The organism is Pseudomonas defluvii, assembly GCF_001695625.1.
In the GTDB taxonomy this organism is placed as follows: domain Bacteria; phylum Pseudomonadota; class Gammaproteobacteria; order Pseudomonadales; family Pseudomonadaceae; genus Aquipseudomonas; species Aquipseudomonas defluvii.
In genome coordinates this window covers 33,270-54,192 of sequence record NZ_MBPN01000031.1, presented here as the reverse complement: position 1 = coordinate 54,192, position 20,923 = coordinate 33,270, and the positions used below count along the sequence as shown (strand labels likewise).

Below are 20,923 nucleotides of genomic sequence, written 5' to 3'. Positions count from 1 at the left end.
GGCAGCCTTTTTTGTGTTCAGCGCTGCAGGGCAGGGCTTACTTGCGGTCGGACAGCTTGACGATGTCGCGTGCTTCGTAGCCGGTGTACAGCTGGCGCGGACGGCCAATCTTGTACGGGCTGGAGAGCATTTCTTTCCAGTGCGAGATCCAGCCGACGGTGCGTGCCAGGGCGAAGATCACGGTGAACATGCTGGTCGGAATGCCGATCGCCTTGAGGATGATCCCCGAGTAGAAGTCGACGTTCGGGTACAGCGAGCGCTCGATGAAGTAAGGATCGGTCAGGGCGATCTCTTCCAGGCGCATGGCCAGTTCCAGCTGCGGATCGTTGGTGATGCCCAGCTCGCGCAGGACTTCATCGCAGGTCTTTTTCATCACGGTGGCGCGCGGGTCGCGGTTTTTGTAAACGCGGTGACCGAAGCCCATCAGTTTGAACGGATCGTTCTTGTCCTTGGCCTTGGCGATGAACTTGTCGATGTTCGAGACATCGCCAATTTCATCGAGCATGGTCAGTACGGCCTCGTTGGCGCCGCCGTGGGCAGGGCCCCACAGTGCAGCGATACCGGCGGCAATACAGGCGAACGGGTTGGCGCCCGAGGAGCCTGCCAGGCGCACGGTGGAGGTCGAAGCGTTCTGCTCGTGGTCGGCATGGAGGATGAAGATCCGGTCCATTGCCTTGGCCAGTACCGGGCTGATCGGTTTGATCTCGCACGGGGTGTTGAACATCATGTGCAGGAAGTTTTCCGCATACGACAGGTCGTTGCGGGGGTACATCATGGGTTGACCCATGGAGTACTTGTAAACCATCGCCGCCAGGGTCGGCATTTTCGCGACCAGGCGTACCGCGGAGATTTCGCGGTGCTGCGGGTTATTGATGTCCAGCGAGTCATGATAGAACGCCGACAGGGCGCCAACCACGCCGCACATGACCGCCATAGGGTGCGCGTCGCGACGGAAGCCGTTGAAGAACGACTTCAGTTGCTCGTGAACCATGGTGTGGTTTTTCACGGTGCTGACAAACTGAGCCTTCTGCTCGGCGTTCGGCAGTTCGCCGTTCAGCAGCAGGTAGCAGGTTTCCAGGTAGTCGGATTGCTCGGCGAGCTGTTCGATAGGGTAGCCGCGATGCAGCAGGATGCCCTTGTCGCCATCAATATAAGTGATCTTCGACTCGCAGGATGCGGTCGCCATGAAACCGGGGTCGAAAGTGAAGTGACCCGTGGCCCCCAACCCTCTAACGTCGATAACATCGGGACCAACGGTGCCGGTTAAAATGGGCAGCTCGACGGGGGCTGCGCCCTCGATGACCAACTGCGCTTTTTTGTCAGCCATGTGGCCTCCTATTAATGCTTGAAATCATCAGACAGACCCCCCACGCAGGGCCCGCACCACTATAGTGAGATAAATTCGAATGTCAATTTGCCTAAAGCACGGTTGTAAAGGGCTCTGGGCGCTGTTTTTCCTCGAAATTGCTGCCCGTTTACGCCTTTTGTCGGGTAAAGGCAATGAGCTATTTGGGCTAGGCCTTTTCGTTGTCATTAGTAGCCTAACTGTCTATACTCGGCACCCGACCGCCAGGGGCTTTGAAGCCTGTGTTGCTGGGGTCGTCACTCCCTGGGTGGTGGGTACCTGACCAGTACACTTACCAACAACTTTGCCCTGCTTGCTAGGGGCTCTTCAGTGTGAAAAAAGCCGTGAAAAGCCAACGACCTGTAAACCTCGACCTAAGGACCATCAAACTCCCTGTCACTGCTTACACGTCCATTCTTCACCGCATCTCCGGTGTCATCCTTTTCCTGGGCCTGGCCATCATGCTTTATGCATTGGGCAAATCCCTGGGTTCCGAGGAAGGCTTCGGTGAGGTGAAAGCGTGTTTGACCAGCCCGCTGGCCAAGCTTGTGATTTGGGGTCTTCTGTCCGCCTTGCTGTATCACTTGGTTGCCGGTGTGCGCCACTTGATCATGGATATGGGCATCGGTGAAACGCTGGAAGGCGGCAAACTGGGCTCGAAAATTGTCATCGCCGTCTCCGTGGTGGTGATTGTTCTGGCAGGAGTGTGGATATGGTAACCAACGTCACGAACCTCTCGCGTTCGGGCCTCTATGACTGGATGGCGCAGCGCGTTTCTGCGGTCGTTCTCGCGGCTTACTTCATTTTTCTGATTGGCTACCTGGTCGCGCACCCGGGAATGGACTACGCCCAGTGGCACGGTCTGTTCTCCAACAATGCGATGCGTATTTTCAGTCTGCTGGCACTGGTGGCTCTGGGCGCTCACGCCTGGGTCGGCATGTGGACCATCGCGACGGACTACCTGACGCCAATGGCGTTCGGCAAGTCGGCGACTGCAATACGTTTCCTGTTCCAGGCTGTATGCGGTGTTGCGATGTTCGCGTACTTCGTCTGGGGTGTGCAGATTCTCTGGGGTATCTGATTCATGGCTAACATTCCTACGATTTCTTTCGACGCCATCATCATTGGTGGTGGCGGTGCCGGCATGCGCGCTGCGCTGCAGCTGGCTCAAGGTGGTCACAAGACTGCTGTAATCACCAAGGTCTTCCCGACCCGCTCGCACACTGTATCGGCCCAGGGTGGTATCACCTGTGCAATCGCTTCGGCTGACCCGAACGACGATTGGCGCTGGCACATGTACGATACCGTCAAGGGTTCCGACTACATCGGTGACCAGGACGCTATCGAATACATGTGTCAGGAAGGCCCTGCTGCGGTCTTCGAGCTGGATCACATGGGCCTGCCGTTCTCCCGTACTGAAACCGGTCGTATCTACCAGCGTCCGTTCGGTGGTCAGTCCAAGGACTTCGGTAAAGGTGGTCAGGCTGCACGTACCTGTGCTGCTTCCGACCGTACCGGTCACGCACTGCTGCACACCCTGTATCAGGGCAACCTGAAGGCAGGCACCACCTTCCTGAACGAGTGGTATGCCGTTGATCTGGTCAAGAACCAGGACGGCGCGTTCGTCGGTGTGATCGCGATCTGCATCGAAACCGGTGAAACCGTTTACATCCGTTCCAAGGCTACCGTACTGGCCACTGGTGGTGCGGGTCGTATCTACGCATCGACCACCAACGCCCTGATCAACACCGGTGACGGCGTTGGTATGGCGCTGCGTGCCGGTGTGCCGGTGCAAGACATTGAAATGTGGCAGTTCCACCCGACCGGTATTGCCGGCGCTGGTGTACTGGTTACCGAAGGTTGCCGTGGTGAAGGTGGTTACCTCATCAACAAGCACGGCGAGCGTTTCATGGAGCGTTATGCGCCGAACGCCAAAGACCTTGCCGGTCGTGACGTTGTGGCCCGTTCCATGGTTAAAGAGATCATCGCCGGCAACGGCTGTGGCCCGAACGGCGACCACGTGATGCTCAAGCTCGACCACCTGGGTGAGGAAGTGCTGCACAGCCGCCTGCCAGGTATCTGTGAGCTGTCCAAGACCTTCGCCCACGTCGACCCAGTGGTCGCGCCGGTGCCGGTCGTTCCAACCTGCCACTACATGATGGGCGGCGTTGCCACCAACATTCATGGCCAGGCCATCACCATGAACGCTGACGGTGCAGACACCATTATCCCGGGCCTGTTCGCGGTCGGTGAAGTGGCGTGCGTATCGGTTCACGGTGCAAACCGTCTGGGCGGTAACTCGCTGCTCGACCTGGTGGTATTCGGTCGCGCTGCTGGCCTGCACCTGGAAAAAGCCCTGAGCGACGGTATCGAATACCGTGACGCCAGCGATACCGACGTCGACGTCGCGCTGAACCGTCTGCGCAAGCTCAATGAGCGCAACACCGGTGAAGACGTTGCTACCCTGCGTCGCGAGCTGCAAAGCTGCATGCAGAACTATTTCGGTGTATTCCGTACTGGCGAATACATGCAGAAAGGTATCAAGCAGTTGGCCGATCTGCGTGAGCGTATCGCTAACGTCAAGATCAACGACAAGTCCCAGGCCTTCAACACCGCGCGTATCGAAGCGCTGGAGCTGCAGAACCTGCTGGAAGTTGCCGAAGCGACTGCTATCGCTGCTGAAACTCGTAAAGAGTCTCGCGGTGCTCATGCCCGTGAAGACTTCGAAGATCGCGACGACGAAAACTGGCTGTGCCACACCCTGTACTTCCCGGGTGAGAAACGTGTTGCCAAGCGTGCAGTCAACTTCGCGCCGAAAACCGTGCCTGCTTTCGAGCCTAAAGTCCGGACTTACTAAGGGTGGCCGCCATGTTGCAAGTCGAAGTTTATCGTTACAACCCGGATACCGACTCTGCGCCTAAAACTCAGGTGTTCCAGGTCGATACCGGTGGCAAAGATCTGATGGTGCTGGACGTATTGGCACTGATCAAGGAACAGGACGAAGGTTTCTCGTATCGTCGCTCCTGCCGCGAGGGCGTTTGCGGCTCCGACGGCATGAACATCAACGGCAAGAACGGCCTGGCGTGCATTACGCCGCTGTCGTCGGTGGTCAAGGGCAACAAGCTGGTGATTCGCCCGCTGCCTGGCCTGCCAGTCATTCGTGACTTGGTCGTCGATATGAGCATCTTCTACAAGCAGTACGAGAAGGTGAAGCCTTACCTGCAGAACGACACGCCGGCTCCGGCCATCGAGCGTCTGCAGTCGCCAGAAGAGCGTGAGAAGCTGGACGGTCTGTACGAGTGCATCCTGTGCGCTTGCTGCTCGACTTCCTGCCCTTCGTTCTGGTGGAACCCAGACAAGTTCCTCGGTCCAGCTGCACTGCTGCAAGCCTATCGTTTCCTGGCTGACAGCCGTGACACCAAGACCCAAGAGCGTCTGGCGTCCCTGGATGACCCGTTCAGCGTGTTCCGTTGCCGTGGAATCATGAACTGCGTAAACGTTTGCCCGAAAGGTCTGAACCCGACCAAGGCAATCGGTCACGTACGTAACATGCTGCTGCAAAGCGGTACCTGATTTTAAAATGTTGTACCCGTAGTACGCCGAGGTGCGGGCCATTGCCCGCACCAAGGTGAAACCCGAGCGAAGGCCCAAAAAGCCCTAGCTTTTACCTATGAAGATATGAGACCAGCAGGGGCTTCCGGGCTGGTACCCGGAAAATCTGTAGGATCCTCGGTGGCTTGGTTCGGTCGCTGCACTCGGACTTTTCCAGGCTTTCTGTGGCTCTTGCCGATCTGTCCCCTAACCGAGGGTGACCAAGCATGCAAGAAAGCGTGATGCAGCGCATGTGGGATAGCGCCCACCTTTCAGGTGGTAACGCTGCATATGTGGAAGAGCTCTACGAACTCTACCTGCACGACCCTAACGCTGTGCCAGAAGAGTGGCGCACTTACTTTCAGAAGTTGCCCGCCGAAGGCAGCACTGCTACCGATGTATCGCACTCTACAATCCGCGACCATTTCGTTCTGCTGGCAAAGAACCAGCGCCGCGCCCAACCGGTTTCTGCCGGCAGCGTGAGCAGCGAGCACGAGAAGAAGCAGGTTGAAGTACTGCGACTGATCCAAGCCTACCGTATGCGCGGCCACCAAGCTGCCAAGCTCGACCCCCTGGGGTTGTGGCAGCGTCCTGCGCCTGTAGACTTGTCGATCAATCATTACGGCTTGACCAATGCCGATCTTGATACGACTTTCCGTGCCGGCGACCTGTTTATCGGCAAAGAGGAAGCGAGCCTACGCGAAATCTTCGACGCTTTGCAGCAGACATATTGCCGCACCATTGGCGCCGAGTTCACTCACATCGTCGACTCCGAGCAGCGCAGCTGGTTCCAGCAGCGTCTGGAGAGCGTACGTGGTCGCCCAGCTTTTTCTGCAGACGTTCAGAGCCACCTGCTCGAGCGCGTTACTGCAGCTGAAGGTCTGGAAAAATACCTGGGCACCAAGTACCCAGGCACCAAGCGTTTCGGCCTGGAAGGTGGCGAGAGCCTGATTCCGATGCTGGACGAGCTGATCCAGCGCTCCGGTTCCTATGGCACCAAGGAAGTCGTGATCGGCATGGCCCACCGTGGCCGCTTGAACGTTCTGGTCAACACCTTCGGTAAAAACCCGCGCGACCTGTTCGACGAGTTCGAAGGCAAGAAGAAGGTCGAACTGGGTTCCGGTGACGTGAAGTATCACCAGGGCTTCTCCTCCAACGTAATGACCGCCGGCGGTGAAGTTCACCTGGCCATGGCGTTCAACCCATCCCACCTGGAAATCGTCTCGCCAGTAGTGGAAGGTTCGGTACGCGCCCGTCAGGATCGCCGTAACGACAGCGTTGGTGACAAGGTTCTGCCAATTTCCATCCACGGTGACGCGGCATTCGCTGGTCAGGGCGTGGTCATGGAAACCTTCCAGATGTCGCAGACCCGCGGTTTCAAAACCGGCGGTACTGTTCACATCGTGATCAACAACCAGGTTGGTTTCACCATCAGCAACCCGCTGGACTCGCGTTCCACCGAGTACTGCACCGACGTCGCCAAAATGATTCAGGCGCCGATCCTGCACGTTAACGGTGACGATCCGGAAGCGGTCCTGTTCGTGACTCAGCTGGCTGTCGACTACCGTATGCAGTTCAAGCGTGACGTGGTCATCGACCTGGTCTGCTACCGCCGCCGTGGTCACAACGAAGCTGACGAACCAAACGGCACTCAGCCGCTGATGTACCAGCAGATCGCCAAGCAACGCACGACGCGCGAACTGTATGCCGACAGCCTGATTCAGGCCGGTCGTCTGGACGTCGAGCGCGTACAGGCCAAGGTTGACGAGTACCGCAATGCGCTGGATAACGGCCTGCATGTGGTCAAGAGCCTGGTCAAAGAGCCGAACAAGGAACTGTTTGTTGACTGGCGTCCGTACCTGGGCCATGCCTGGACTGCGCGTCACGACACTCGCTTTGACTTGAAGACCCTGCAGGAACTGTCGGCCAAGTTGCTGGACCTGCCGGAAGGCTTCGTGGTTCAGCGTCAGGTTTCGAAGATCTACGAAGACCGTCAGAAGATGCAGGCCGGTGGCTTGCCAATCAACTGGGGCTACGCCGAAACCATGGCCTACGCGACCTTGCTGTTCGAAGGTCACCCGGTGCGTATCACCGGTCAGGACGTTGGTCGCGGCACCTTCTCGCACCGCCATGCGGCGCTGCACAACCAGAAGGACGCCAGCACCTATCTGCCACTGCAGAACCTGTATGCCGGTCAGCCGAAGTTTGACCTGTACGACTCCTTCCTCTCGGAAGAAGCGGTACTGGCCTTCGAATACGGTTACTCGACCACCACGCCTAACGCGCTGGTGATCTGGGAAGCCCAGTTCGGTGACTTCGCCAACGGTGCCCAGGTCGTTGTCGACCAGTTCATCACCAGTGGTGAGCACAAGTGGGGCCGTCTGTGCGGTCTGACCATGCTGCTGCCTCACGGTTATGAAGGGCAGGGGCCTGAGCACTCCTCGGCACGTCTGGAGCGTTACCTGCAACTGTGTGCCGAGCACAACGTTCAGGTTTGCGTACCGACCACCCCGGCTCAGATCTACCACCTGCTGCGTCGCCAGGTCATTCGTCCGCTGCGTAAGCCGCTGATCGTCCTGACGCCGAAGTCGCTGCTGCGCCACAAACTGGCCATCTCGACGCTGGAAGAACTGGCCGAAGGCTCGTTCCAGACTGTAATCCCGGAAATCGATACCCTCGATCCGAAAAAGGTTACCCGCCTGGTTCTGTGCAGCGGCAAGGTCTACTACGATCTGCTGGAAAAACGTCGTGCCGAAGGTCGTGAAGACATCGCCATCGTGCGTATCGAGCAACTGTATCCGTTCCCTGAGGACGATCTGGTCGAAATCCTCGCGCCTTACACCAACCTGAAGGATGTGGTGTGGTGCCAGGAAGAGCCGATGAATCAGGGCGCTTGGTACAGCAGTCAGCACCACATGCGTCGCATCCTGACCCGTCACAACAAGGACCTGGTCCTTGAGTACGCTGGTCGTGACGCGTCGGCAGCACCTGCCTGTGGTTACGCTTCGATGCACGCCGAGCAGCAGGAAAAACTGCTGCAAGATGCTTTCACTGTTTAATGCCACCGCGCACAAGAAACCGAATTTAAGGAACAATTGATAATGGCTATCGAGATCAAAGCCCCTACTTTCCCGGAATCGGTTGCCGATGGCACCGTAGCCACCTGGCACAAGAAACCGGGCGACGCCGTCAAGCGTGACGAGCTGATCGTTGACATCGAGACCGACAAGGTCGTTCTGGAAGTGCTGGCCACTGCCGACGGCGTGCTGGGCGCGATCGTCAAGAACGAAGGCGACACCGTTCTGTCTGACGAAGTACTGGGTTCCATCACTGAAGGTGCTGCTGCCGCTGCTGCTCCGGCTGCTGCTGCCGCGCCTGCCCAGGCCGCTGCTGCTGTTGAAGCCGGTGAAGAAGACCCGATTGCTGCGCCTGCCGCACGCAAGCTGGCCGAAGAAAACGGCATCGACCTGGCCAGCGTTGCTGGTACTGGCAAAGGTGGTCGCGTTACCAAGGAAGACGTTGTTGCTGCCGTTGCTGCCAAGAAAGCCGCTCCGGCCGCTGCTCCAGCTGCCAAGGCTGCTGCCCCAGCCGCTGCCGTACCGGTCATGGCCACTGGTGACCGCACCGAGAAGCGCGTACCGATGACCCGCCTGCGTGCCAAGGTTGCCGAGCGCCTGGTTGAAGCTCAGTCCAACATGGCGATGCTGACCACCTTCAACGAAGTCGACATGACCGAAGTCATGGCACTGCGTTCGAAGTACAAGGACCTGTTCGAGAAGTCCCACAACGGCGTTCGCCTGGGCTTCATGTCGTTCTTCGTCAAGGCTGCTACCGAAGCGCTGAAGCGTTTCCCAGCGGTCAACGCCTCGATCGACGGTAGCGATATCGTTTACCACGGCTACGCCGACATTGGTGTTGCCGTGTCCAGCGACCGTGGTCTGGTGGTACCGGTTCTGCGTAACGCCGAACTGATGAGCCTGGCTGAAATCGAAGGCGGCATCGCCACGTTCGGCAAGAAAGCCCGTGACGGTAAGTTGTCGATCGAAGAAATGACCGGCGGTACCTTCACGATCACCAACGGTGGTACATTCGGTTCGATGATGTCGACCCCGATCGTTAACCCGCCACAGGCGGCGATTCTGGGCATGCACAACATCATTCAGCGCCCAATGGCTATCAACGGTCAGGTCGTGATCCGTCCGATGATGTACCTGGCGCTGTCCTACGATCACCGTTTGATCGACGGTAAAGAAGCCGTGACCTTCCTGGTGACTATCAAGAACCTGCTGGAAGATCCGGCTCGTCTGCTGCTCGATATCTAAAAACAGCTGCACGTTGCAAGGGGCCAGCTTCCTTACGGAAGCGGGCCTTCTTGCAGCCTGAAGCTTGTGGCTTGTAGCTAAAAGGAATCCTTTATGACCCAGAAATTCGACGTAGTAGTTATCGGTGCGGGCCCTGGCGGCTATGTAGCCGCCATCAAGGCCGCACAACTTGGTCTGAAGACTGCCTGTATCGAGAAGTACACCGACGGCGAAGGCAAGCTGGCCCTGGGCGGTACCTGCCTGAACGTTGGCTGCATTCCTTCCAAGGCGCTGCTGGACAGCTCCTGGAAATACCACGAAGCCAAGGACGCCTTCGGCGTTCACGGTATCACCACTGGTGAAGTGAAGATGGACGTTCCTGCGATGGTTGGCCGCAAGGCGAACATCGTCAAGAACCTGACCGGCGGCGTTGCTACCCTGTTCAAGGCCAACGGCGTTACTTCGATCCAGGGCCACGGCAAACTGCTGGCTGGCAAGAAAGTCGAAGTCACCAAGGCTGACGGCACCGTTGAAGTCATCGAAGCCGAGAACGTGATCCTGGCTTCCGGCTCGCGTCCGATCGACATTCCACCGGCTCCGGTTGATCAGAAAGTCATCGTCGACTCCACTGGCGCCCTGGAATTCCAGGCAGTGCCTAAGCGTCTGGGTGTTATCGGTGCTGGTGTTATCGGTCTGGAACTGGGCTCTGTCTGGTCGCGTCTGGGCGCTCAGGTTACCGTTCTGGAAGCGCTGGACACCTTCCTGATGGCTGCCGACACCGCCGTCTCCAAGGAAGCCCTGAAGACCCTGACCAAGCAAGGTCTGGACGTCAAGCTGGGTGCGCGTGTGACTGGCTCCAAGGTCAACGGCGAAGAAGTCGAAGTGACCTACACCGACGCCAACGGCGAACAGAAAATCACCTTCGACAAGCTGATCGTTGCGGTCGGCCGTCGTCCAGTGACCACTGACCTGCTGGCAGCTGACAGCGGCGTGACCATCGACGAGCGTGGTTTCATCTTCGTCGACGACTACTGCGCTACCAGCGTACCGGGCGTCTACGCCATTGGCGACGTGGTTCGCGGCATGATGCTGGCGCACAAGGCGTCGGAAGAGGGCATCATGGTCGTCGAGCGCATCAAGGGTCACAAGGCCCAGATGAACTATGACCTGATCCCTTCGGTTATCTACACCCACCCGGAAATCGCGTGGGTCGGCAAGACCGAACAAGCCTTGAAGGCTGAAGGCGTTGAGGTTAACGTGGGCACCTTCCCGTTCGCGGCCAGTGGTCGTGCGATGGCTGCCAACGATACCGGTGGTTTCGTCAAGGTTATTGCCGACGCCAAGACCGACCGCGTACTGGGTGTACATGTGATTGGCCCAAGCGCCGCCGAACTGGTGCAGCAGGGTGCAATCGCGATGGAATTCGGCACCAGCGCCGAAGACCTGGGCATGATGGTTTTCTCCCATCCGACCCTGTCCGAAGCGCTGCATGAAGCCGCGCTGGCTGTGAATGGCGGTGCCATTCACGTAGCGAACCGTAAAAAGCGTTAAATAATAAGAAACCACGGCGGACGGCCCGTCGTGAGTCTTGCTTGCATGACTCACCGCGGAAAGTTCGCCGGACTCGAGTCTGGTGAGGCAACTTTCCAGGCAAGCAGTCACAGGTGGCGCGGCACCCGAAAGGGCGCAGCGCCGAAGCGCAGTACCTAACGAAGACGGTAAAAAGAATGAATCTTCACGAGTATCAGGGTAAGCAGCTGTTCGCTGAATACGGCCTGCCAGTTTCCAAGGGTTTCGCAGTCGATACCCCTGAAGCTGCAGCAGAAGCTTGCGAAAAGATCGGCGGTACCGAATGGGTTGTAAAAGCCCAGGTTCACGCTGGCGGTCGCGGTAAAGCGGGTGGCGTTAAGCTGGTTCGCAGCAAAGAAGACGCAAAAGCGTTCGCTGCACAATGGTTGGGCAAGCGTCTGGTGACCTACCAGACTGACGCCAACGGTCAACCAGTCACCAAGATCCTGGTCGAATCCTGCACTGACATCGCCAAGGAACTGTACCTGGGCGCTGTAGTCGATCGTTCGAGCCGTCGCATCGTGTTCATGGCGTCCACCGAAGGTGGCGTGGACATCGAGAAAATTGCTCACGATACCCCTGAAAAAATCCTCAAGGCTACTATCGATCCACTGGTTGGCGCTCAGCCATTCCAGGGTCGTGAACTGGCGTTCCAGCTGGGTCTGGAAGGCAAGCAGGTTGCTCAGTTCGCCAAGATTTTCACCGGTCTGGCCAAGCTGTTCAAAGACCATGACCTGGCACTGCTGGAAGTGAACCCGCTGGTGATCAAGGCCGACGGCGATCTGCATTGCCTCGATGCCAAGATCAACATCGACGCCAACGCCATGTACCGTCAGCCTAAGCTGAAGACCTTCCACGACCCGTCGCAAGACGACGCGCGTGAAGCCCATGCTGCCCAGTTCGAACTGAACTACGTGGCACTGGAAGGTAACATCGGCTGCATGGTCAACGGTGCTGGCCTGGCCATGGGTACCATGGACATCGTCAACCTGCACGGCGGCAAGCCAGCCAACTTCCTCGACGTAGGTGGCGGCGCAACCAAAGAGCGCGTAACCGAAGCGTTCAAGATCATCCTGTCCGACAGCAATGTCGCTGCAGTATTGGTCAACATCTTCGGCGGTATCGTTCGTTGCGACATGATTGCCGAAGGCATCATCGGCGCAGTGAAAGAAGTCGGCGTCAAAGTGCCGGTCGTTGTTCGTCTGGAAGGCAACAACGCCGAACTGGGCGCTAAAGTACTGGCAGAAAGCGGTTTGAACATCATCGCGGCAACCAGCCTGACCGACGCTGCTCAACAAGTTGTCAAAGCTGCGGAGGGCAAGTAATGAGCGTCCTGATCAATAAAGATACCAAAGTCATCTGCCAGGGCTTCACTGGCTCGCAGGGTACTTTCCACTCCGAACAAGCCATCGCCTACGGCACCAAGATGGTCGGCGGCGTGACCCCAGGCAAGGGTGGTACTACCCACCTGAACCTGCCGGTGTTCAACACCGTCAAGGAAGCCGTTGCTGCCACTGGCGCCGACGCTTCGGTCATCTACGTTCCAGCGCCTTTCTGCAAGGACTCGATCCTGGAAGCGGCGTTCGGCGGTATCAAGCTGATCGTCTGCATCACCGAAGGCATTCCAACCCTGGACATGCTGGACGCGAAGGTCAAGTGTGACGAGCTGGGTGTTACCCTGATCGGCCCTAACTGCCCAGGCGTTATCACACCGGGCGAGTGCAAGATCGGCATCATGCCAGGTCACATTCACTTGCCAGGCAAAGTCGGTATCGTTTCCCGTTCCGGCACCCTGACCTATGAAGCCGTCAAGCAGACTACTGACGCCGGTTTCGGTCAGTCCACCTGCGTTGGTATCGGTGGTGACCCGATCCCAGGCTCCAACTTCATCGACATCCTGAAACTGTTCCAGGAAGACCCGAAGACCGAAGCGATCGTCATGATCGGTGAGATCGGCGGTTCTGCTGAAGAAGAAGCTGCTGCCTACATCAAGGCTCACGTGACCAAGCCAGTGGTTTCCTACATTGCTGGTGTGACTGCGCCTCCGGGCAAGCGCATGGGCCATGCTGGTGCAATCATCTCCGGCGGTAAAGGCACTGCAGACGAGAAATTCGCTGCCCTGCAAGACGCTGGCGTGAAAACTGTCCGTTCGTTGGCGGACATCGGCAAGGCCCTGGCCGAGCTGACCGGTTGGGCTGTCAAGTAAGCTTCGGCTGACTGACTGCTTCAACCACAAAGGCCACCTTCGGGTGGCCTTTGTGCGTTCTGGGTGATGCGCTAGCGGCGGGGGGTATCAATCCCGGCATTTCCAGACGACCTGCACATTCGCACATCGGACAGGCGCCCCTGCAGCCGTGCGTTTCCGGCGTAAATTCGTTAACCTATGCACTCATTTTGTGCCCGCTCCTCAAAAGGGAACGACACGCTAAACGGGTCTGGCTAATCCGGTCAGACAGCATTTCCCTCACCCAAGGGGAAATCCCTCTCTAAATCCCGATTTCAGTAGTGTGGTATTTCCTTAATGAAAGTGTTGAAAGGCCAGGACATCCTGGCGCTTGGCTTTATGACGTTCGCGTTGTTCGTCGGAGCTGGCAATATTATTTTCCCGCCTATCGTTGGTTTGCAGTCCGGCCCTCATGTCTGGATGGCAGCGCTGGGTTTCCTGGTTACCGCGGTTGGTTTGCCGGTGATCACCGTGGTTGCACTGGCCAAGGTTGGCGGCGGTATGGACGCCCTGAGCAGCCCGATCGGCAAGGTCGCAGGTGGTCTGTTGGCGGCGGTCTGCTACCTGGCTGTTGGCCCGCTGTTCGCGACCCCGCGTACGGCTACCGTATCGTTTGAAGTGGGTATCGCGCCATTGGTGGGTGAAAACCCGGTTGCGCTGTTCCTGTATAGCCTGGTGTATTTCCTGGTCGTGCTGGCCGTGTCGATGTACCCCGGCAAATTGCTGGACACCGTAGGCCGCTTTCTTGCGCCGCTGAAGATTATCGCCCTGGCAGCGCTTGGCATCGCGGCATTCATGCTGCCTGCCGGCACGATTGGCGAGGCTCAACCCGCTTATGTGGCCGCACCGTTTTCCCAGGGCTTCATCAATGGTTACCTGACCATGGATACCCTGGGTGCGTTGGTGTTCGGTATCGTCATCGTCAACGCCATCCGCTCGCGGGGTGTCGAGTCGCCGCAGCTGATTACCCGTTACGCCATTATCGCCGGCCTGATTGCCGGCGTTGGCCTGGCGCTGGTGTATGTCAGCCTGTTCCGTCTTGGCGCAGGCAGCCACGACATCGCCATGGGGGCCACCAACGGCGCCGCCGTACTGCATGCCTATGTGCAGCATACGTTCGGCTCGCTCGGTAGCACGTTCCTGGCCGTGTTGATTGCGCTGGCCTGTCTGGTGACTGCGGTTGGCCTGACGTGCGCATGTGCTGAGTACTTCAGCCAGGTGCTGCCTCTGTCCTATCGTACCCTGGTGGTCATTCTGGCAGTGTTCTCGCTGGTGGTGTCGAACCTGGGGCTGACCAAGTTGATCCTGTTCTCGATTCCGTTGCTGACTGCCATCTACCCGCCGTGCATCGTGCTGGTCGGCCTGAGCTTCTGCAAAGAGCTGTGGCATTCGTCGGCGCGTATTCTGGCACCCGTGATGCTGGTATCGCTGCTGTTTGGCCTGGTCGATGCCATCAAGGGTACGTCGCTGGCAAGCTGGCTGCCAGCGTCTCTGGCGAACCTGCCGCTGAGCGAGCAGGGCCTGGCCTGGTTGGTGCCGAGTGTGGCGACCCTGGTCGTGGCGGTGGTCTGTGACCGCCTGCTCGGCAAGCCGCGCGAAGCCTTGGCTTGAGCCGATAGCGTTCGCCCAAGGTTGACGCCGGCCACAAGCCATCGTGCGTCAGCTTAGGCAGATGCCCAACCCCACATCCGATAGAGATGTGGGGTTTTTCGTTTATGGGGTGTGACGTGTCTTTTTTTGTGATAAAGCGTCGAAAGGCCATCGACGCACTTTACTGTGCGCGAAACCTCTCGATCGGGACCGTCCATGAGCTTCATTCAAAGCAATCTGATTAATCTGCTGGCTGTTTGCTGGTTCGTTGTCTGCTGGGGTGGCTACACCCGTTATGCCACCTGGAAAGGCCGTGACACGGCGTGCCTGGCCAGTGTTCTGCACCTGTACCGTGAAGATTGGATGCGCCGCATGTTGTTGCGCGACAACCGGATTGCCGATGCCAGTGTGATCGGGAACCTGGAGCGTAACGCCTCGTTTTTCGCTTCCAGTACGCTGATTATCCTTGCTGGCATCCTGACGGTGCTCGGTGCATCGGACCGGGCATTGTCATTGCTGGCTGATTTGCCGTTGGTGCAGCAAGCATCTCAGAGCATGTCCGAGATCAAGTTGCTGTGCCTGGCAATGGTCTTTATCTATGCCTTCTTTACCTTCAGTTGGTGCATGCGCCAGTACAACTTTGCGGCCGTATTGGTGGGGTCTGCGCCGATGATTGGCGAGCGGCATGTCAGTGAGCAGGAACGTAAAGCGTTTGCCTCGCGTGCGGCACGGGTTGTTTCCCTGGCGGCCAACCAGTTCAACTTCGGCTTGCGTTCTTACTACTTTGGCCTGGCCTTGCTCAGTTGGTTCATCAATCCCTGGTTATTCATGGCGACGAGTGCAGGTGTTGTATTGGTACTTTACCGTCGGGAATTCCATTCCGATGTGCTCGAAGTTATGGTGTTTACCCCGACAGAAGCACCCATGCCCGAGGCCAATAAGGAACCTCCGGTTTGAACTGCTAGTGTGTCGCGCATTGTTATTGATGTTCAGGTCGACGTTACATGGGGTTAGGCAGGCACAGGTTTTGACAGGCATAAAAAAACCCGACAGTGTCGGGTTTTTTTTGTAAGCCGGCTGCTTAGTTAGCAGGCTTGGCTGGCGTTGCTTCTGGTGCTGGGGCAGCAGGTGCGGCAGGCGCGGCAGGCGCAGCAGCTTCAGCTTGATCTTTGGCAGCTTCGACGGTTTCTTTAGCAGCATCGACAGTTTCTTTAGCCGCTTCGTTCACTTTATCCTGAGCTTCTTCGACTTTCTGTGCAGCTTGCTCAACAGCCTTAGGTGCTTCTGGTGCTTTGGTTTCTGCAGCTTTGTCACAAGCAGCCAGACCCAGGGTAGCGGCCAGCATCAGGGCATAAGCAAAAGGTTTACGCATGGGGTGTTTCTCCTGGTGGAATACAGTTACTTGAACCCTTTGAGTTCAAGGCTGAGGAATAAGTTCCTCATACGATACAGATATATAACTGTTGGATCCATATAGACTTTTTTCTAGGCTTGTGCATCGGCGCAGATAACGACGGGGCTGAAGAAGATGAGTGAGACACCATTAATGGCGCAGGCTCAGCGCTTTCTTTCTGCACTGCGTCATTGTCAGTTACTGGACATGCGTGTCGAGTGTGCTGATGCTGACGGTATGACACTGGTTCTGCCCTACGCACAGAAAATTGTCGGTCATCCACAGACCGGTGCAATTCATGGTGGCGCCCTGACCACCCTGATGGATACCACCTGCGGCATGGCCACACTCTGCGTGTTGCCGGTGTTCGAGGTGTGCCCGACCCTTGATCTGCGTATTGACTACATGCATCCCTCGGAAGCGGGGAAGGACATCTACGGCTATGCACAGTGCTATCGCGTCACCCGGGACGTGATCTTCACCCGAGGCATGGCGTACCAGGACGATCCGCAGCGACCCATTGCGCAAGTGGTGGGTACCTTTATGCGCTTGGGTAAAGGCGTCAAGGGCGGGCAGGGGTTCGCCAGTCAACTCAAGGACGGTGTACTGTGATTCCGCGTGAGGTTCATCAGCAGCTGCGCGCGGCCCATGCCGAGGGCAACTATGCGCAACTTCTGGATCTGATTCCCTATGCCGGGTTGATCGGTATCGAGTGCAGCCGTCAGGGCGAAGACTTGTTGTTTCGTCTGCCTGCCAACCCCGACAACATCGGCAATCCCTTGTTGCCCGCCATTCATGGGGGCGTGATTGCCGGGTTCATGGAGCTTTCTGCCGCCCTCTATCTGCTGATTTTCAGTGAGAGTGCGGCCATACCCAAAATCATCGACTTCTCGGTCGACTACCTCCGGGCCGGGTACTTCCGTGATACCTATGCCCAGTGTCAGCTCTGGCGTCAGGGGCGACGAGTGACCAATGTCGCGATTACCGCCTGGCAGGGCAGTCAGGCCGAACCCATCGCCACTGCTCGCGCGCATTTCAAGATCGAAGAATTATTGCCGCCCTTGAAATAGTGCGCAGTGCCCCCATCTGTTGTTCATCCCGCTGCAACGACCAGGCGATGGTGCCTATCGCACTTGCCTGGTCAGTGGCCACTGTCAATAGATTGGAGTTTTGAAGACCATGAGTGTGGAAACTCAAAAAGAAACCCTGGGCTTCCAGACCGAGGTGAAGCAGCTGTTGCACCTCATGATCCATTCGCTGTATTCGAACAAGGAAATTTTCCTTCGCGAATTGATTTCCAACGCCTCCGATGCAGTGGACAAGCTGCGTTTCGAAGCCCTGTCCAAGCCTGAGCTGCTTGAAGGCGGCGCCGAGCTGAAAATCCGTGTGAGCTTCGACAAGGAAGCAGGCACCGTTACCCTCGAGGACAACGGTATCGGCATGAGCCGCGAGGATGTGATCACGCACCTGGGCACCATTGCCAAGTCTGGCACCGCCGATTTCATGAAAAACCTCACCGGTGACCAGAAGAAAGATTCGCACCTGATCGGTCAGTTCGGTGTGGGCTTCTACTCCGCATTCATCGTCGCTGACAAGGTTGATGTGTTCAGCCGCCGTGCCGGCCTGTCCGCTGCCGAGGGTGTTCACTGGTCCTCCAAAGGTGAAGGCGAATTCGAAGTCGCCACTGTCGAAAAGGCCGAGCGTGGTACCCGTATCGTCCTGCACCTGAAGAAGGACGAGACCGAGTTCGCCGATGGCTGGCGCCTGCGCAACGTCATCAAGAAGTACTCCGACCATATCGCCTTGCCGATCGAGCTGCCCAAGCAGGTCGAGGTTGCCGAAGGTGAGGACAAACCGGCCGAAGCATGGGAAACCGTCAACCGCGCCAGCGCCCTGTGGACCCGTCCGCGTACTGAAATCAAGGACGAGGAGTACCAGGAGTTCTACAAGCACATTGGTCATGACTTTGAAAACCCGCTGGCCTGGAGCCACAACAAGGTCGAGGGCAAGCTTGAGTACAATTCGCTGCTGTACGTACCGGCCCGTGCGCCGTTCGATCTGTACCAGCGTGAAGCACCGCGTGGCCTGAAGCTCTACGTGCAGCGTGTGTTCATCATGGACCAGGCGGAGTCCTTCCTGCCGTTGTACCTGCGCTTCATCAAGGGCGTGGTCGATTCCAATGACCTGTCGCTGAACGTGTCGCGTGAAATCCTGCAGAAGGACCCGATCATCGACTCGATGAAGTCGGCACTGACCAAGCGCGTTCTGGATATGCTGGAGAAGCTGGCGAAGAACGAGCCTGAGCAGTACAAAGGCTTCTGGAAGAATTTCGGCCAGGTCATGAAAGAAGGCCCGGCTGAAGACTTCGCCAACAAGGAAAAAATCGCCGGTCTCCTGCGTTTCGCTTCCACCCAGGACGACAGTGGCGAGCAAAGCGTTTCCCTGGCCGACTACCTGGCACGCGCCAAGGAAGGTCAGGACAAGATTTACTTCCTCACCGGCGAGTCGTACGCGCAGGTCAAGAACAGCCCGCACCTGGAAGTCTTCCGCAAGAAAGGCATCGAAGTGCTGCTGCTGACCGATCGTATTGACGAGTGGCTGATGAGCTACCTCAGTGATTTCGACGGCAAGCAGTTTGTCGATGTTGCGCGCGGTGACCTGGACCTGGGCAAGCTAGACTCCGAAGAGGACAAGAAGGCTCAGGAAGAAATCGCCAAGGAAAAAGAAGGCCTGGTCGAGCGCCTGAAAGGTGCCCTGGGCGACGCCGTAAGCGAAGTACGGGTTTCCCATCGTTTGACCGACTCGCCAGCCATCCTGGCTATCGGTGAGCAAGACCTGGGCCTGCAGATGCGCCAGATCCTCGAGGCCAGTGGTCAGAAGGTTCCAGACTCCAAGCCGATCTTTGAGTTCAACCCTAGCCATCCGCTGATCGAAAAACTGGACAACGAGCAGAGCGAAGACCGTTTCGCCGACTTCTCGCATATCCTCTTCGATCAGGCTGCATTGGCCGCAGGTGATAGCTTGAAGGACCCGGCGGCGTATGTGCGCCGTTTGAACAAGCTGTTGGTTGAGCTGTCGGCTTAATCCGATGTAAGAGAAAACCCGCTTCGGCGGGTTTTTTCATGGGCGCCCTATGCAATTTCGGAGGTCGTGATGAACGCAGTCGTTATCGAGTCGCTGGTGTATCAGCTTGATGGCAAACCCTATGAGAGCCGTTTGCTGTACACGCCGGGCAGTGGCGCACAACCGGGGTTGATAATGGCCCCGAACTGGATGGGTGTCGGGGCTGGCGCTGAAGCTATTGCCCGTGCCGTTGCGGCGCGCGGTTATGTGGTGTTGATTGCTGACCTGTACGGGCAGGCGGTCCGCCCCGGCAATGCCGAGCAGGCCGGTGCGGCGATGATGCCGCTGAAAAATGACCGGCTCGAACTGCGCAAGCGTATGCAGGCGGCGCTGGCGCAGTTGCGTGAACAGACCCGCGCTGCGCTGCTGCCTGGGCAGTTGGCGGCGTTCGGCTTTTGTTTCGGCGGTTGCTGTGCGTTGGAACTGGCTCGTGATGGTGCTCCACTGAAGGCGGCGATTTCCTTCCATGGCACACTGGACACTCCGCGACCGGCTGATGCTGCCAACATCAAGGGCGCAGTGCTGGTTTTGCATGGCGCGGATGATCCGTTGGTGCCCAGGGAGCAGTTGCCGGCATTCGAGGCCGAAATGAATGCGGCAAAGGTTGACTGGCAGTTGCTCAGCTACGGTGGAGCGGTGCACTCGTTCACCGACCCGGCGGCGAATACCCCAGGCATGATGATGTATGACGCCAGGACCGCCACGCGGGCGTTCCAGGCCATGCATAACCTGCTCGATGAGGTGTTCCAGGCGTAAGCCCTGGAGGCGCGCCAGGCAACAGTCTGCGGCTTGGCGCGCGCTTTACGGCAGCGCAATGCGCTCGTGCTCTCCGGGTACGGTCGGCCAGTCGCCGGCCGCCCAGCGTGCCCGGGCCTGCTCGATCAGTGCCGGGTCGCTGGCAACGAAGTTCCAGTTCATCCGTCTTGGCCCATCCAGCGGTGCGCCGCCAATCAGTACCAGATGGCACTCGCCTTCGGCGCACAGCGTCATTTCCTCGCCTTCCGGCAGAACCAGCAGGCTGCAGGGTTCTATCGGTTCGCCGTTCAGGCTCGCTTCGCCTTCAAGCAGGTATACCGCACGTTGCTCATGTTCCGTCGGGAGAGGCAGTGTGGTCGCCGCCTGCATGCGCACATCGGCGTAGAGGGTGGGCGAGAGCACCGGAACCGGAGACTCCAGGCAAAAGCCTTTACCGGCGATCAGGCGGATGCTGACCCCCAGGCTGTCACGCGTTGGCAGGCTGGCGGTGGTGTAGTGGCTGTAATGCGCTGGGCCTTGTTCGGCATGTTTCGGTGAGGCCAGCCAGACTTGCAGGCCGTGCAGGCGTGAGCCGCTGGCGAGCAGGTCCGCAGGCGTACGCTCGATATGGGCTACGGCACTGCCTGCCGTCATCCAGCTGACCTCGCCAGGTTTGACCCGTTGCTCTGAGCCAAGGCTGTCCTTGTGCAGGATCTCGCCTTCAAACAGGTAGGTGAGGGTGGACAGACCGATGTGCGGGTGTTGGCGGATGTTCATGCCGCTGCCAGGGGCGTAGTCGGTCTTGAGCATGTGGTCGAAAAACACGAAAGGCCCGACGCTGCGGCACCTGGCCGATGGCAGTGGGCGCAAGATGGGCTGGCCTTCGACGTCTTCGGCCTTGGGGCGAATGATAAGGGGAGTGCTCACGGTGTACTCCATGGCTGTCGGATAGCCTAGGCAGCATAGCGTGTCTGCAGGCGTGTCCGTTGGCAGCGTTAAAGCGGATGCAACATGGCTATCGGGGTAGCAGAAACAAAAACGCCCCGAACCAG

Annotated in this window: 18 protein-coding genes; 15 read left to right on the top strand and 3 right to left on the bottom strand. The window is 58.1% G+C overall.

Annotated features, from left to right (window positions below; genetic code table 11):
• Positions 1 to 37: 37 nt before the first annotated feature.
• Complete coding sequence (gltA, locus tag EKA13_RS11165) at positions 38 to 1,327, bottom strand: citrate synthase (protein ID WP_065759455.1); 1,290 nt, start codon at positions 1,325 to 1,327, stop codon at positions 38 to 40.
• A gap of 350 nt (positions 1,328 to 1,677) precedes the next feature.
• Here gltA and sdhC point away from each other — a divergent pair, with 350 nt between their 5' ends.
• From sdhC to EKA13_RS11110, 11 genes are all read left to right on the top strand, one after another.
• Complete coding sequence (sdhC, locus tag EKA13_RS11160) at positions 1,678 to 2,064, top strand: succinate dehydrogenase, cytochrome b556 subunit (RefSeq protein WP_176717419.1); 387 nt, start codon at positions 1,678 to 1,680, stop codon at positions 2,062 to 2,064.
• The gene (gene sdhD, locus EKA13_RS11155; RefSeq protein ID WP_065759454.1) at positions 2,058 to 2,426 is read left to right on the top strand and encodes a succinate dehydrogenase, hydrophobic membrane anchor protein; all 369 of its coding nucleotides are present in this window, start codon (positions 2,058 to 2,060) and stop codon (positions 2,424 to 2,426) included. The genes sdhC and sdhD overlap by 7 nt, the downstream gene beginning before the upstream one ends.
• 3 nt (positions 2,427 to 2,429) lie before the next feature.
• Positions 2,430 to 4,202, top strand: coding sequence for a succinate dehydrogenase flavoprotein subunit (gene sdhA, locus EKA13_RS11150; protein WP_065759453.1), 1,773 nt, complete (start codon positions 2,430 to 2,432; stop codon positions 4,200 to 4,202).
• Positions 4,203 to 4,213: 11 nt separating this feature from the next.
• Entirely contained in the window at positions 4,214 to 4,918 is a 705-nt protein-coding gene (locus EKA13_RS11145) for a succinate dehydrogenase iron-sulfur subunit (RefSeq protein WP_065759452.1), read from the top strand.
• A 245-nt stretch (positions 4,919 to 5,163) separates the two neighbouring features.
• On the top strand, positions 5,164 to 7,995 hold the full coding sequence (locus EKA13_RS11140; protein ID WP_065759451.1) for a 2-oxoglutarate dehydrogenase E1 component: 2,832 nt from the start codon (positions 5,164 to 5,166) through the stop codon (positions 7,993 to 7,995).
• 42 nt (positions 7,996 to 8,037) lie between these two features.
• The gene (gene odhB, locus EKA13_RS11135) at positions 8,038 to 9,258 is read left to right on the top strand and encodes a 2-oxoglutarate dehydrogenase complex dihydrolipoyllysine-residue succinyltransferase (protein WP_065759450.1); all 1,221 of its coding nucleotides are present in this window, start codon (positions 8,038 to 8,040) and stop codon (positions 9,256 to 9,258) included.
• Positions 9,259 to 9,351: 93 nt separating this feature from the next.
• Positions 9,352 to 10,788, top strand: a complete 1,437-nt coding sequence (gene lpdA / locus EKA13_RS11130) for a dihydrolipoyl dehydrogenase (RefSeq protein WP_065759449.1) — start codon at positions 9,352 to 9,354, stop codon at positions 10,786 to 10,788.
• A gap of 176 nt (positions 10,789 to 10,964) precedes the next feature.
• Positions 10,965 to 12,131, top strand: coding sequence for an ADP-forming succinate--CoA ligase subunit beta (gene sucC, locus EKA13_RS11125; protein ID WP_065759448.1), 1,167 nt, complete (start codon positions 10,965 to 10,967; stop codon positions 12,129 to 12,131).
• Positions 12,131 to 13,012: a succinate--CoA ligase subunit alpha gene (gene sucD, locus EKA13_RS11120; RefSeq protein ID WP_065759447.1), complete on the top strand. Its 882-nt coding sequence runs from the start codon at positions 12,131 to 12,133 to the stop codon at positions 13,010 to 13,012. Before sucC ends, sucD begins: the two co-directional genes overlap by 1 nt.
• Before the next feature lie 315 nt (positions 13,013 to 13,327).
• Positions 13,328 to 14,641: a branched-chain amino acid transport system II carrier protein gene (gene brnQ, locus EKA13_RS11115; protein ID WP_065759446.1), complete on the top strand. Its 1,314-nt coding sequence runs from the start codon at positions 13,328 to 13,330 to the stop codon at positions 14,639 to 14,641.
• Between the two features lie 195 nt (positions 14,642 to 14,836).
• Positions 14,837 to 15,577: a DUF599 domain-containing protein gene (locus EKA13_RS11110; protein ID WP_065759445.1), complete on the top strand. Its 741-nt coding sequence runs from the start codon at positions 14,837 to 14,839 to the stop codon at positions 15,575 to 15,577.
• A gap of 124 nt (positions 15,578 to 15,701) precedes the next feature.
• Here the strand turns inward: EKA13_RS11110 and EKA13_RS11105 are convergent, their stop codons facing one another.
• Positions 15,702 to 15,992, bottom strand: a complete 291-nt coding sequence (locus EKA13_RS11105; protein ID WP_065759444.1) for a hypothetical protein — start codon at positions 15,990 to 15,992, stop codon at positions 15,702 to 15,704.
• A gap of 156 nt (positions 15,993 to 16,148) precedes the next feature.
• Between EKA13_RS11105 and EKA13_RS11100 the strand changes: the two genes are divergently transcribed.
• From EKA13_RS11100 to EKA13_RS11085, 4 genes are all read left to right on the top strand, one after another.
• Complete coding sequence (locus EKA13_RS11100; protein WP_065759443.1) at positions 16,149 to 16,625, top strand: PaaI family thioesterase; 477 nt, start codon at positions 16,149 to 16,151, stop codon at positions 16,623 to 16,625.
• Positions 16,622 to 17,083 (top strand): PaaI family thioesterase, encoded by a 462-nt coding sequence (locus EKA13_RS11095; RefSeq protein ID WP_065759442.1) that lies wholly within the window; start codon positions 16,622 to 16,624, stop codon positions 17,081 to 17,083. Before EKA13_RS11100 ends, EKA13_RS11095 begins: the two co-directional genes overlap by 4 nt.
• A gap of 109 nt (positions 17,084 to 17,192) precedes the next feature.
• Positions 17,193 to 19,097, top strand: coding sequence for a molecular chaperone HtpG (gene htpG / locus EKA13_RS11090; protein WP_065759441.1), 1,905 nt, complete (start codon positions 17,193 to 17,195; stop codon positions 19,095 to 19,097).
• A gap of 69 nt (positions 19,098 to 19,166) precedes the next feature.
• The gene (locus EKA13_RS11085) at positions 19,167 to 19,892 is read left to right on the top strand and encodes a dienelactone hydrolase family protein (protein ID WP_065759440.1); all 726 of its coding nucleotides are present in this window, start codon (positions 19,167 to 19,169) and stop codon (positions 19,890 to 19,892) included.
• Positions 19,893 to 19,937: 45 nt separating this feature from the next.
• On the opposite strand, the gene EKA13_RS11080 is transcribed toward EKA13_RS11085, so the two are convergent.
• Entirely contained in the window at positions 19,938 to 20,798 is an 861-nt protein-coding gene (locus tag EKA13_RS11080) for a pirin family protein (RefSeq protein WP_065759439.1), read from the bottom strand.
• Positions 20,799 to 20,923: the final 125 nt, after the last annotated feature.